Origin of the sequence: Phenylobacterium sp. (assembly GCF_030680185.1) — a bacterium.
Classification (GTDB): Bacteria; Pseudomonadota; Alphaproteobacteria; order Caulobacterales; family Caulobacteraceae; genus Phenylobacterium.
Window position 1 is genome coordinate 16,873 of record NZ_JAUXVZ010000068.1, and the last position, 13,359, is coordinate 30,231.

Genomic DNA, 13,359 nt, shown 5'->3' on the forward strand with positions numbered 1-13,359 from the left:
TCCTGGTCGGCGGCGCGGCCGGGTCATCGCGTTTCCTCTCCCTATAGGCCGCACGGCCCGGGAGGAAAACTCTTCGAGAGGACGGATCATGGGCACGGCGAACGAAGAGATCGAGCTGAAATTTCTCTGCGAGCCCGCGGACCTCGAGGCCCTGCTGGCCGCCGCCGAGGGCGTCGACGACAGCGCGGCCGATCTGAGCGCCACCTATTTCGACACCCCCGACCGCCGTCTGCGCGAACTGGGCGCCGGCCTGCGCATCCGCCAGGAGCCGACGGGCCGGCTCCAGACCCTGAAGGCCGGCTCGGGTCTGCGCCGCCAGGAGGACGAGACCCCGGTCGACGCCGACCAGCTGGATCCCGAGCATGCCGCCCTGCGCGACCTGATCGGGGCGGCGGAGGTCGCCCGGCTGGAGCCCCTGTTCACCGTCAAGGTCCACCGCCGCAAGCGCCTCCTGACCCGCGACGGGGCCCAGGTGGAGATGGCCGCGGACCAGGGCGAGGTCCGGGCCGGACGCCGCAAGTCCACGGTCTGCGAGGTGGAGCTGGAGCTGAAGGCGGGCGCGCCATCGGCCCTGTTCACCCTGGCCCGGGAGCTTTTCGAGGTCGCGCCGCTCTATCTCAGTTTCGACACCAAGGCCGACCAGGGGTTCGCCCTGGCCGACGGCGGCCGCTCGGCGAGGCGACACGACCAGCCGGATCTGAAGCGGGGCATGAACGCTGCGGCCGCCTTCCAGGCCATTGGCCGCGCAGCCCTGGCGCAGATCGCGGCCAATGGCCTGATCCTGCGCGGGGGCGACTCCCCTGAGGCCCTGCACCAGCTGCGCGTCGCCGCCCGGCGCCTGCGCAGCGCCATGACCACCTTCAAGCCGCTGATCGCTGACGACCAGCTCGAGCCCTTGAAGGGCGAGCTGAAATGGCTGGCCGGCGCCTGCGACGAGGCGCGCAACCTCGACGTCTTCATCGACGAGACCTATCGGCCCGCCGCCCAGGGCGCCGCGGCCATCCATGGTCTGGCCGATCTGGGCCAGGCGCTGGAGACCGCCCGGGGCAGCGCCCACGCCCATGCCCGCGCGGCGGTCGCCTCCACCCGCTTCCGCGCCCTGCTGCTGGAGCTCTACGCCTGGATCGAGACGGGCGCCTGGCTCGACGCCCTGGAGGAGGGCGGCGGCAAGGCCGAAGATTTCGCCGCCAAGGCCCTGTCGCGGCGCCGGCGCAAGCTGGAGAAGAAGGGCGCCGACCTGATGAACCTCAGCGACGAGGCCCGCCATCAGGTCCGCATCCAGGCCAAGAAACTCCGCTATGGGGCCGAGGCCTTCCGCCCCGTGCTGAAGGACAAGGCCGGCCGCCGGCTGATCAAGAAGACCAAGAAGCTCCAGGAGTCCCTCGGGGCCCTCAACGACGCAGTCTCCGCCGAAGCCCTGCTTACCGGGCTCGCCCTCGAAGGGGCCTCCCTCTACGCCGCCGGCCACTTGGCGGGCGAACTCCAGGCCCGGCGCGGCGATCATCTCAAGGCGGCCGAACGAGCCTGGGGCGCGCTGCGCGAAACCGACGACGCCTGGTAAGGAAGACATAAGGATATCTTTATACGATCCTTGCTCCGGGCCGGCGTCCCGGCTATAGAGCCCAAAACCGCATGTGTGCAGGCTTCTCTTGGCCCGCCCCCGCGACAGGACCGCAGGACCTACCGACATGACCGACTACATCGTCAAGGACATCAGCCTGGCCGACTTCGGCCGCAAGGAAATCGAGATCGCCGAGACCGAAATGCCCGGTCTGATGGCGACCCGCGAGGAATTCGGCGCCAGCCAGCCCCTGAAGGGCGCGCGCATCGCCGGCTCCCTGCACATGACGATCCAGACCGCCGTGCTGATCCAGACCCTGGAAGCCCTCGGCGCCGAAGTCCGCTGGGCCTCGTGCAACATCTTCTCTACCCAGGACCATGCCGCCGCCGCCATCGCCGCGGCCGGCACGCCGGTGTTCGCCATCAAGGGCGAGACCCTGATCGAGTACTGGGAGTACGCCCACAAGATCTTTGAATGGGCCGACGGCGGCTATCCGAACCTGATCCTGGACGACGGCGGCGACGCCACCCTGCTGACCGTGCTCGGCCCCAAGGCCGAGAAGGACCCCACCGTCCTGAACAATCCGCAGAACGAGGAAGAAGAAGCCCTCTATACGGTGATGAAGCGCTATCTGGCCGAGAAGCCGGGCTTCTATTCGGCCATTCGCGCCGCCATCAAGGGCGTATCCGAAGAGACCACCACGGGGGTTCACCGCCTCTATCAGATGGCCGAGCGGGGCGAGCTGCCCTATCCGGCCATCAATGTGAACGACAGCGTCACCAAGTCGAAGTTCGACAACCTCTATGGCTGCCGCGAGAGCCTGGTGGACGCCATCCGCCGCGGCACCGACGTGATGCTGGCCGGCAAGACCGCCGTGGTCATGGGCTATGGCGATGTGGGCAAGGGCTCGGCCGCCTCGCTGCGCAACGGCGGCGCCCGGGTCATGGTCACCGAGGTCGATCCGATCTGCGCCCTGCAGGCGGCGATGGAAGGCTATGAGGTCGTCACTGTCGAGGACGTGGCCGACAAGGCCGACATCTTCGTCACCGCCACCGGCAACAAGGACGTCCTGACCGTCGAGCACATGCGGCGGATGAAGAACAACGCCATCGTCTGCAACATCGGCCACTTCGACTCCGAGATCCAGATCGCCGGCCTGCGCAACTTCAAGTGGGACAAGATCAAGGATCAGGTCCACCACGTTGAATTCGCCGACGGCAAGAAGATCATTGTCCTCTCTGAAGGCCGGCTGGTGAACCTGGGCAACGCCACAGGTCATCCGAGCTTCGTGATGAGCGCCTCCTTCACCAACCAGACCCTGGCCCAGATCGAACTCTGGCAGAACGGCGGAAAGTACGAGACCAAGGTCTATACTCTGCCCAAGCATCTGGATGAAAAGGTCGCCATGCTTCATCTGGAGAAGCTGGGCGCCAAGTTGACCCAGCTCAGCAAGGAACAGGCGGACTATATCGGCGTGCCCGAGACCGGTCCGTTCAAGCCCGATCACTACCGCTACTAGAACTTCATTTCCCGCGCCCGCCGCGGCGTGACGAATTATTTGCGACGCCGCGTCCTGGCCCCTTGCGGGGTTGGGCGCGGCGCTTCTCTATGAGGGTTCATGACCCTCGCCCTGATCATCTCCAGCCATGTGGCCGCCAGCCGCGTCGGCGGCTCGGCCCAGGCCCAGGCGCTGGCCGCCTTCAAGGTGGACGCCATGGTCGCGCCCACCGTCCTCTATGGCCGCCATCCCGGCTGGGGACCGCCCGGCGGCGCCGCCGTGCCCGTCGAGGCGATCGAGGGCATGCTGGACGGGATCGAGGCCAATGGCCTGTTCGCCCAGACCGACCTCGTCCTCACCGGCTATTTCGCCAGCGCGCCCCAGATCCGGGCTGCAGCGCGGGCCATCGACGCCATCCGCGCCGCGCCGCGGGACATCGGCGCGCGCAAGCCCTTGGTCGTCGTCGATCCGACCATGGGTGACCTGGGCAAGGGCCTCTATGTGCCGGGCGACGTGGCCGAGGCCATCATCGCCGACCTGGTCCCGCGGGCCGATCTGGTCTGCTGCAACGCCTGGGAGCTGGAGCGGCTGACCGGCGCCCCGGCCCGCACGCCGGCCGAGGCGGTGGCCGCCGCCCGCCTGCTGGGCAAGCCCGTCGTGGTCTCCTCGGTCCAGCGGGAGCATGAGATCGGGGTGGTCTATGCCGACCGGCGCGAGGCCTGGCTGGCGGCCCACCAGCGGGCCGACAAGGCGCCCAACGGGACCGGCGACCTGTTGAGCGCCCTCTATGGCGCCGCCGTCCTGGATGGGCTGGCGCCCTCCTACGCGCTCGCCCGTGCGGTCGGCGGGGTGGCCGAAACCGTCTCGGCGGCGCATATGTGGAAGGCGAGCGAGCTGCCCCTCGTGGCCATGGCCCAGCGGCTGAAGGCGACCTCGCCCCACGTCCGCATGGAGCGCCTGGCCTAACGCATGCCGTCCGACATCCCCGAGATCCACGGCCAGTGCGCCTCAGGCCTGGAGCCCGTGCGCGCCGCCTTCGAAGACAACTTCGCGCGGGGGCAGGAGCTCGGCGCACGGTTTTCCCTGGTCCACAAGGGCGAGCTGGTCGTCGATCTCTGGGCCGGCCATGCCGACCGGGCGCGGACCACGGCCTTTGACGCGGCGACCCTGACGCCGATCTTTTCCACCACCAAGGCCGTCGCCGCCCTGATGGTCGCCCGCCTGGTCGACCAGGGACGCCTGGCCTATGACCAGGCCGTCGCCGAGGTCTGGCCCGAGTTCGCGCAGGCCGGCAAGGGCGCCATCACCGTCGAGCAGGCCCTGTCGCACCAGGCCGGACTGTCGGGCTTCGTCGAAGCCGTCGAGCCGTCGCTCTGGTTCGACTGGGACGGCGTCTGCGCGCGCCTTGCGGGGATGGCGCCGCTGTGGCCGCCGGGGACCGCCAGCGGCTACCACCCGGTGACCTATGGTTATCTGGCCGGCGAGATCTTCCGTCGGGTCGACGGCCGGACCATGGGCGCGGCGCTTCGCGAGGACATCGCCCAGCCCTTCGACCTCGATCTGTGGATCGGCCTGCCGGACGCCGAGCATGACCGCTGCGCCGACCTGCAGCGGCCGCCGGCCTTTCCCGACTTCGGCGAGATCAATGTCCCCACCAAGGCCGCCTTTCTGGAGCCCTGGTCCTCGCCGGGCGGCCGCGGCCAGGCCGAATGGCGCCGCGCCGAAATTCCCTCGGCCAATGGCCATGCGACCGCGCCGGCGCTGGCCCGGCTGATGAGCGCGCTGGCCTCAGGCGGCTGGCTGGACGGCGAGATGATCCTGTCGCCGGCCCTGATCGCCGAAATGGCCCGCGAGCGTATCGGGGGGCAAGACCTGGTGCTGCCCTTCGTCATGAGCTGGGGGGCCGGCGTCATGCGCAACCAGGCCCTGCATCCCTGGGGGCCGGGCGACCAGACCTTCGGCCATTCCGGCTGGGGCGGTTCGTGCGCGTTTGCAGACCCCGAGACGGGGCTGGCCGGGGCCTATGTGATGAACAAGCAGTCGGCCCATCTGTTGGGCGATCCCCGCGCCAAGCGGCTGATCGAGGCCGCCTACGGGGCGCTCTAGGACAGGCGGTCGCGGAATTCGCTGTAGTCGAACTCGCGCACCATCCGCAGGGCGTCGGTGTCGCTGCTCCAGAGCGCGATGGCCGGCAGGGGCACGCCGTTGAAGGTGTTGGTCTTGACCATCGAATAGTGCGCCTGGTCGAGGAAGGCGATGCGGGTTCCGGGCGCCGGCCGCGTTGCGAACCGGTAGTCGCCGATGATGTCGCCGGCCAGGCAGGACGGGCCGCCCAGGCGCAGGCTCACGCCCCCTTCGGGCTCGCCCATCAGGGCCGGGCGATAGGGCGCCTCGATCACATCGGGCATGTGGCAGGTGGCCGAGATGTCGGTGATGCCGATGGCCATGCCGTTGTCGAAGGTGTCCAGCACCTCGCCCACCAGGATGCCGGCGTCCAGCGCTATGGCCTCGCCGGGCTCGAGGAAGAGGCCGATGTCGAAGCGCGCCTTCACGTCGCGCAGAAAGGCCACCAGGGCCTCGCGGTCATAGTCGGCGCGGGTGATGTGGTGGCCGCCGCCCAGGTTCACCCACTTGATCTGGCTGCCCAGGACGCCTGCGATCTTCGGCTCGAGCGAGGCCCAGATGCGGCTGAGCGGTTCAAAGCCCTGTTCGCAGAGCGCATGGATGTGCAGGCCATCGACGCCGGCCAGGCTGTCGGCGCTCAGCTGCGAGACCGGGAAGCCCAGGCGCGAGCCGATCTGGCAGGGATCGTACTTGGCGACCTCGGCCTCGCTGTGCTCGGGGTTCAGGCGCAGGCCGATCTGGAAGGTCTCGCCGGCGGCCCTGGCGTCATCGATCAAGCCCTTGAACCGCGCGATCTGGTCAGGCGAATTGAAGATCACCGTGTCCGACAGCCGCAGGATCTCGGCCAAGTCGGCCGCCTTGTAGGCCGGCGAATAGGTGGTCAGCTCGCCGCTGAAATGCTCGCGGGCCAGCTTGGCTTCCCACAGGCCAGAGGCGCAGACCCCGTCCAGGTGCTCGCCCACCAGGCCGGCCAGCGACCACATGGAAAAGGCCTTCAGCGCCAGCAGCACCTGGGCCCCGCCGCGGGCGCCCACATCGGCCAGCACGCGCAGATTTCGGGCGATGGCCGCCTCGTCCACCACGAAACAGGGGGACGGAACGCGGGAGAGATCGAACTTGGCGAAGGCGCCGGCCCCGCCGGCCTTGGTCTCCATGCCCCTAGAAGTCCAGGGGCGCGGGCAGGTCGCGGATCTTCCAGGGCAGGCCGTGGGTGTTCAGCATGTCCATGAAGGGGTCGGGGTCCATCTGCTCCATGTTGAAGACGCCGGCGCCGGCATAGACGCCCTGGACCATCAGGGCCGAGCCGATCATGGCCGGGACGCCGGTGGTGTAGCTGACCGCCTGGCTGCCGGTTTCGGCATAGGCCTCTTCGTGGTCGCAGACATTGTTGATGTAGACGGTCTTCTGCGCGCCGTCCTTCAGGCCAGTCGCGATGGTGCCGATATTGGTCTTGCCCTTGGTGCGCGGGCCGAGCGAGGCCGGCTCGGGCAACAGCGCCTTCAGGAACTGCAGCGGAATGATCTCGCGGCCTTCGAACATCACCGGATCGATCCGCAGCATGCCCACATTGCCCAGCACCTCAAGGTGCTTGAGATAGGCGTCGCCGAAGGTCATCCAGAACCGGATGCGCTTGATTTCCGGATAGAATTTGGCCAGCGACTCCAGCTCCTCATGGTACATGAGGTACATGTTCTTTTCGCCGACCTGGTCGAAGTCGAAGACCTGCTTCTTGGCCAGGGCCGGCCCCTCGACCCACTGGCCGTTCTCCCAATGCCGCGACGGCGCGGTCACTTCGCGCAGATTGATCTCGGGATTGAAGTTGGTGGCGAACGGGTGGCCGTGGTCGCCCCCGTTGCAGTCGAGGATGTCCAGGGTCTCGATCGAGTCCAGCAGGTGCTTGGCGGTATAGGTGGTGAACACCGAGGTCACGCCGGGGTCGAAGCCGCAGCCCAGCAGCGCCATCAGGCCGGCCGCCTTGAAGCGGTCCTGATAGGCCCACTGCCAGCTGTATTCGAACTTGGCCTCGTCCTTCGGCTCGTAATTGGCGGTGTCGAGATAGTTCACGCCCGCCGCCAGACAGGCCTCCATGATGGCCAGGTCCTGATAGGGCAGGGCCAGGTTGACCACCAGAACGGGCTTCACCTTCTGAATCAGGGCCGTGGTCGCGGCGATGTCGTCGGCGTCCAGGGCGGCGGTCTCCACCACCACGCCGGTGCGCGCATTTACCGATTCCGCGATCGCGTCGCACTTGGCCTTGGTCCGGCTGGCCAGGGTGATGTGACTGAAGATCTCGCTCGACATGGCCATCTTGTGGACCGCCACCGAGCCCACGCCGCCCGCGCCAATCACCAAAACTCTGCTCATCTCGCGCCCTTCCCTGCTGCCGCCAGCAATTCACAGTCCCAAAACGCCCGACACGCGGGGATGGGGCCATATCACGGGACGGGGCGCGGGGCTAATGGGCGGGCGATGTGTCGTGGTGAAGGTTCGATGACGAGGCCCTCGCGGCCGCCCTCGTCCTTCGAGGCCGCTTCGCGGCGCCTCAGGATGAGGCCGACTGTGACGCCCCGCCCCCTCCCACCTTCCTCATGCTGAGGTGCGAGCGCCAGCGAGCCTCGAAGCACGCAAGGCCGTTCCCCCTCCTCCGTCACCCCCGGGCTTGACCCGGGGGTCCATGCACACCGCGGCCGGCCCCTGTGTTCATGGATGGTCGGATCAAGTCCGACCATGACGGTGGGAGGGAGGGCCTTGCCCCCTCGCCCCGGCCATGCATCCTGCCCCTGTCATGCTGCAGCTTCTGGACAAGGATATCTGGACGGCGGCGGGGCCGCAGGTGCGGGTCCTGGGGTTTGGCTATCCCACCGCCCTGGTGGTGATCCGGCTCAAGGACGGCGACCTCTTCATCTGGTCGCCCACGCAGCTGAGCCCAGAGCTGAAGGCCGCCGTCGACGCCCTGGGGCCGGTGCGCCACCTGGTCTCGCCGACGGCCATGCACAACCTGTTCCTGGGCGAGTGGCAGGCGGCCTATCCCGACGCGCGACTCTGCGCCCCGCCGGGCCTGCGCCAGCGGCGGCCCGACCTCGCCTTCGACGGCGATCTGGCCGATGGGGGCGGCCACCCCTGGTCCGAGGAGATCGACCAGGTCCAGTTCGCCGGCAACCGGATCGCCACCGAGGTGGTCTTCTTCCACCGGGCCAGCCGCACCGCCCTGTTCGCCGACCTGATCCAGCAGCTCGACCCGGCCAGCCCCAAAGGTTGGCGCGCGCTCATCGCCCGGCTGGACCTGATGACCGGCCCCGCGCCCCAGACGCCGCGCAAGTTCCGCCTGGCCTTCACCGACCGCAAGGCGGCCCGCGCAGCGCTGGCCCGCATCACCGCCTGGCCAGCCCGGCGGGTGCTGATGGCCCACGCCCCGCCCGTGCTGGAGGACGGCCAGGCCTTCATCGCGCGCACCTTCGCCTGGCTGCGGGGCTGAGGGGTGGCCGCCCTCAAGCCCCTGCAACCGTCCTCGTCCTTCGAGGCCGCTACGCGGCGCCTCAGGATGAGGACGACTGAGAGGCCCCGCCCCCTCCCACCTCCTCATGCTGAGGTGCGAGCGCAGTGAGCCTCGAAGCACGCACAGCCCCGCCCCTATTTACCCGGACAAAATCATCCTCTATATCACCCGGGTAATAACCAAGAGGAGGGGCCGATGGATCGCGCCGCACGCCGGGCCGCCACGGCCGCCTATAAGGAACGCAAGCCCGCCTGGGGCGTGTTCGCCGTCATCTGCGAGGCCACGGGCCAGGCCTGGGTCGGGACCAGCCGCCATGTGGACACCGAGCAGAACGGCCTATGGTTCACCCTGCGCCTGGGCTCCTGCCCCTACGCCGCCCTGCAGGCCGCCTGGACCCAGCACGGCGGGGCCGACGCCTTCCGCTTCGAGGAGCTGGAGCGCCTGCGCGCCGACGATCCCGAGATCGGCCGCCCGGACGAGCTGAAGCGCCGCCAGGCTCTCTGGCGCGCCCGCCTCGACGCCCAGGCGCTCTAGCGTCGCCTCCGCGCCGCAGGCGCCCCAAGTCGAACCACAAAGATCACGAAGCCCACAAAGACGCGCGCGGCCCCTTCGTGCCCTTTGTGTCCTTCGTGGTTGACCCTTCCCCACCCCGCCCCCGTCATGCTCGGCCCTGTGCCGAGCATCCCTGTCGAAGGCGGGCGCAAGCGTCGCGAGGGATCCCGGGCACAAGGCCCAGGATGACGGTGAAGGGGAATTGTCCACGTCCGAAGTCCGCCGGACTCCGCGCCCGTCCCATGCTGAGATGCCCCACCGCACCGACCGGAGCCCGCCCCATGACCGACCACGCCGCCGCCTTCCACGCCCTGCACACCGGCCCCGACCTCCTGATCCTGCCCAATGCCTGGGACGCCGCCAGCGCGGCCCTGATGGCGAGCGCGGGCGCCAAGGCGGTGGCCACCTCCTCGGCCGCCGTGGCCTGGGCGCAAGGCTTTCCCGACGGGGACGCCCTGCCGACCGACCGGCTGATCGCGGTGATCGCAGATGTGGTGCGGGTGACGTCGGTCCCGGTCACCGCCGACATCGAGGGCGGCTACACCGACGACCTTGCCGAGCTTTCCGAGACCATCCGCAGGGTGGCGGGCGCCGGCGCCGTGGGGATCAGTCTGGAGGACGGCGCCCGAGACCCCGACCTCCACGCCCGAAAGATCGCCGCGGCCCGCGCGGCTGCGGACGCCGAGGGCGTGGCCCTCTACATCAATGCGCGCACCGACATCTATCTGCGGGACCTGGCCCAGGGCGAGGCCGCGCTGACTGAGACCCTGCGTCGCGCCACCCTCTATCTCGACGCCGGCGCCAGCGGACTCTTCGTCCCCGGCCCAGCGGACGAGGCGGTGATCGGCGCCCTGGCCGATGGCGTCCAGGCGCCCCTCAACATCATGCTGCGCCCGACCACGCCCCCGGCCGAGCGCCTCGCCGCCCTGGGCGTGCGGCGACTCTCCTCCGCCACCGCCCCCTTCCGCGCAGCCTACGGGGCGCTGGTGGAGGCCTTGCCGGGGTATCTGGAGACGGGGACGTTCGGGGCGCTTACGGGGCGGGGGGCGCTGCCGGATTTGGATGGGGTGTTTGGGGGTTGAGTCCATCCTGGGAGGGCTGCGGTAAGGCGATTAATTCAGAGCCGCGGTGCCTTCTCTCAAACCGGAGACCCGCAGTTTGACACTGCGCTGTAGCGTTATAACTCTACGGCGACACAGCGGGAGCGGGCGGCCGATGGCCAGTAAGAGTGATGTGGACGGTCTAGAGGACCCCGGGGAGGGCGTAGAACTCCCCCTGGATGCGAACTTTATTGAGCAAGCCGAGTACATCGATGAAGATGCATTCCTCGCTCTAAGCGCAGTCCATCCTGACGAAGAGAGCATAGTGCGCAGACTGTCGGTCGGCGGAGCAAAGCTACTTGTCGGACCGCGAGGCTGCGGAAAGACAACGCTGATGATGAAGGCGTATTACGGCCTTCTCCGGCAACCCGCCACCAACACGCTGCCCGTCTACGTAAACTTCAAACTCTCACTTAAGCTGGAACCTCTATATATAAACACGCCAAATGCGACATACTGGTTTCGACTATGGCTAAACCTTAAAATTTATCAAGGTATATTCTCCGCTATTTCCATATCGGATGGCTACAACCTTCCCGACGACATTCCTTCCGCTGACCATGTTGGGCAACTCATTAATGGACTTGAGGCGGGCCGTGTGGAGGCGGGGCAGCAAGCAGATGCCTATACCGTCGAGGGGTTGTCAGACACCATCAGCAGAGTGCTGGCGGCAAACGGCCTCTCACGCTGTGTGCTGTTGCTAGATGATGCGGCCCACGCCTTCTCGCCTCGTCAGCAAGAAGACTTTTTCGAATTCTTCCGCCAGATCAAAAGTCGCGAAATTTCGCCGAAGGCCGCCGTTTACCCTGGCATCACGACCCACTCACCCACGTTCCATGTGGGACACGACGCTGAACAAATTGATGTTTGGGTGAAACCTGACCGTCAAGGATACGTCGAGTTTATGCGCTCCCTTGCCATCAAACGGTTCAACGGGAGTTTGCCAAGAAGCCTAGATGCGACGCCAGATGCGCTTGAGTTCCTCGCCTATGCGTCATTTGGAATACCCCGCTCATTCCTAAATATGCTTCGCACTATATACCATGAAGATACCAAGTCGTCTCCTAGCGCATCAGGCATAGATCGTCGAAAGCTGCTAGATATAGCGAAACAAAGCCGCGAGCTGTCACACAACGTGTACGACTCTCTCGCCAATAAATTGCCAGCATACAAGCAATTTGTGGACACCGGCAGAGCCGTTTATCAGCGTATATTGATGTCTGTTAAGGAATTCAACAGGGGCAAAGAGGATGACAATCAGGCCCTAGAGATCGGCCTAAAGCGTCCGGTGCCGGCAGAAATAGAGAAGGTTTTTAGTTTCTTCCAGTACGCAGGGCTTCTAATGCCATCTGGCGACAACAGTCGCGGCGAGAAGGGGGTGTTTGACCTCTATATGGTGCATTTTGGTGACCTAGTTACCGAGAACGCTATTATCGGGCGCCGCGCGAAGAGCGTTCCAAGCTTTGTGAAGGCATTCAAGGCGCAAACTCACCAAGCCTGGCCCAGAATATCCCCAGACAGCTTAGTGAAGCCCGAGCTTTATAGTGAGCGGTTTCGCCTATCGCTCCCGCATTGCCAGAACTGCGGCGCGGAACGGGCTAGTGAGCAGGCAAGATTCTGCCAGAACTGTGGCGCACAGCTCAAAACTTCCTCCCTGTACGATGAGCTGACCAACCAGCCCATCTCCGTCCTCCCGATAAGCCAGAGGATGCAAGTCAGAATTGCAGAGAGCTCTAACATAAGAACGATCAAGGATATTCTGATCGACTCGGAGCGCACCAATCTAAGAAGCATACCTCAGATTGGACCGGTTCGAGCCGCACGATTTGCTAATTATGCTGAAGAGTATGTGGCGTAGAAATGCTAATCGCCGACTACGCTAATGAGCAACCGCCAGGTTCACGCCTCGGCCCGCTATCAGATATGATGGTAGAGGAAGATCTTGCTGCGCCGATTGACATGTACAGAGCGGCTATATTTCGCATTCTAAACTATGGTACGGCGGCGCGCCTTCGCGGAGATCCGTTCCTCGGGCGATTGTTAGTGCTGGGCGTCGTTTCGGCTGCGGAGGCCTACTTTCGAGCGATATTGTCGAGCTGTATTGAGATGTGCCCCTTGGCTCAGTCGGGAGCGGCCCACAAAGCAATTAATCTTGGAGGATTGTTGTGGCACGGAAAGGAAGGATTCAGCAGGAGCGCCTTCGAGCATGCATCTTTTACTTCTCGCAAGGAGTTAAACGCGGCTTTCCTGGACTTCCTATCCATGCCGCTGGACGACAAAGTATTCAAGAGCTTACTTGAAGAGTACGAGATAGTATGCCAGCTCCGCCACGGAATCGTGCACGGCGACGGGCTGCTTCCCGGAAAGAATGCGGTTCAATTGGACATTCCAAGGTACGGACGACCAGTCAGGATAACTGTCAACTATGCGCACCTTCAAGACATCGCTTCGGTCGTTACGACGCTGGTTGCTACCGTCAATCGTGAAACATTCTCTAAGATGTGCGAACGCTGGGCCATCCAGTGGCGGAAGCGGGCTGACTGGGATGTAAGCAAGGAGACAGCGAGATTTAACGCGATTTGGGCGGTGTTTCATTCGACCGAGGAGCTCAAAACGCGGCGGGGGCGCTCCCAGGTCACCCGCGCGAGGTGTCTGGCAGCTGTGAAGCTCGCCAATGGGCTCTAGAGCCGATCTGCTGATCAACTGACCCCCACCGAAATTGGGGGGAGGAGGCCCCGGTCCGGATAGCCATCCGACAGCCCCTCGTGATCCGGGATGCATCGACACTTCCCCCACCTCCGCACGTGACCACGGCCCCGCCCGCGCCTATCTTCCGCGCATGACCGACACGCTCTCCCCCGCCCCCCTGCCCGACCTGCCGCGGACGCCCACTCAGGATGGGCCGCCGGTGCGGCTCTATCTGGTGGATGGGTCGGGCTATATCTTCCGCGCCTATCACGCCCTGCCGCCATTGACCCGAAAGAGCGACGGCCTGCCCATCGGGGCGGTGTCGGGCTTCTGCAACATG

12 protein-coding genes are annotated in these 13,359 nt (G+C 66.0%); 10 read left to right on the top strand and 2 right to left on the bottom strand.

Features of this window, described 5'->3' with window-relative positions:
- Positions 1–88 precede the first annotated feature (88 nt).
- The 4 genes from Q8L83_RS18535 to Q8L83_RS18550 all read left to right on the top strand — a co-directional run bounded on the left by Q8L83_RS18535 (position 89) and on the right by Q8L83_RS18550 (position 5,165).
- On the top strand, positions 89–1,561 hold the full coding sequence (locus Q8L83_RS18535; RefSeq protein ID WP_305289630.1) for a CYTH and CHAD domain-containing protein: 1,473 nt from the start codon (positions 89–91) through the stop codon (positions 1,559–1,561).
- Between the two features lie 127 nt (positions 1,562–1,688).
- Positions 1,689–3,080, top strand: a complete 1,392-nt coding sequence (gene ahcY, locus Q8L83_RS18540; protein ID WP_305289632.1) for an adenosylhomocysteinase — start codon at positions 1,689–1,691, stop codon at positions 3,078–3,080.
- A gap of 99 nt (positions 3,081–3,179) precedes the next feature.
- Positions 3,180–4,025 (top strand): bifunctional hydroxymethylpyrimidine kinase/phosphomethylpyrimidine kinase, encoded by an 846-nt coding sequence (locus Q8L83_RS18545; protein ID WP_305289634.1) that lies wholly within the window; start codon positions 3,180–3,182, stop codon positions 4,023–4,025.
- Positions 4,026–4,028: 3 nt separating this feature from the next.
- The gene (locus tag Q8L83_RS18550; RefSeq protein WP_305289636.1) at positions 4,029–5,165 is read left to right on the top strand and encodes a serine hydrolase domain-containing protein; all 1,137 of its coding nucleotides are present in this window, start codon (positions 4,029–4,031) and stop codon (positions 5,163–5,165) included.
- On the opposite strand, the gene Q8L83_RS18555 is transcribed toward Q8L83_RS18550, so the two are convergent.
- Both Q8L83_RS18555 and Q8L83_RS18560 read right to left on the bottom strand, forming a co-directional pair.
- Positions 5,162–6,337, bottom strand: coding sequence for a carboxynorspermidine decarboxylase (locus Q8L83_RS18555; protein ID WP_305289638.1), 1,176 nt, complete (start codon positions 6,335–6,337; stop codon positions 5,162–5,164). The two genes, Q8L83_RS18550 and Q8L83_RS18555, sit on opposite strands and share 4 nt — an antisense overlap.
- A 4-nt stretch (positions 6,338–6,341) precedes the next feature.
- Complete coding sequence (locus tag Q8L83_RS18560; protein ID WP_305289639.1) at positions 6,342–7,547, bottom strand: saccharopine dehydrogenase family protein; 1,206 nt, start codon at positions 7,545–7,547, stop codon at positions 6,342–6,344.
- Positions 7,548–7,950: 403 nt separating this feature from the next.
- Between Q8L83_RS18560 and Q8L83_RS18565 the strand changes: the two genes are divergently transcribed.
- The 6 genes from Q8L83_RS18565 to Q8L83_RS18590 form a co-directional block, all read left to right on the top strand.
- Positions 7,951–8,658: a DUF4336 domain-containing protein gene (locus Q8L83_RS18565; protein WP_305289640.1), complete on the top strand. Its 708-nt coding sequence runs from the start codon at positions 7,951–7,953 to the stop codon at positions 8,656–8,658.
- Positions 8,659–8,874: 216 nt separating this feature from the next.
- Positions 8,875–9,213, top strand: a complete 339-nt coding sequence (locus Q8L83_RS18570; protein WP_305289642.1) for a GIY-YIG nuclease family protein — start codon at positions 8,875–8,877, stop codon at positions 9,211–9,213.
- Between the two features lie 299 nt (positions 9,214–9,512).
- Positions 9,513–10,313, top strand: a complete 801-nt coding sequence (locus Q8L83_RS18575; protein WP_305289645.1) for an isocitrate lyase/phosphoenolpyruvate mutase family protein — start codon at positions 9,513–9,515, stop codon at positions 10,311–10,313.
- 133 nt (positions 10,314–10,446) lie between these two features.
- A complete protein-coding gene (locus Q8L83_RS18580; RefSeq protein ID WP_305289647.1) occupies positions 10,447–12,189 on the top strand; it encodes a hypothetical protein in 1,743 nt (580 codons plus the stop codon).
- 2 nt (positions 12,190–12,191) lie between these two features.
- Positions 12,192–13,016 (top strand): hypothetical protein, encoded by an 825-nt coding sequence (locus Q8L83_RS18585; RefSeq protein WP_305289649.1) that lies wholly within the window; start codon positions 12,192–12,194, stop codon positions 13,014–13,016.
- 154 nt (positions 13,017–13,170) lie between these two features.
- Positions 13,171–13,359 (top strand): hypothetical protein (locus Q8L83_RS18590; protein ID WP_305289651.1); only part of this gene is annotated, 189 nt, incomplete at its 3' end.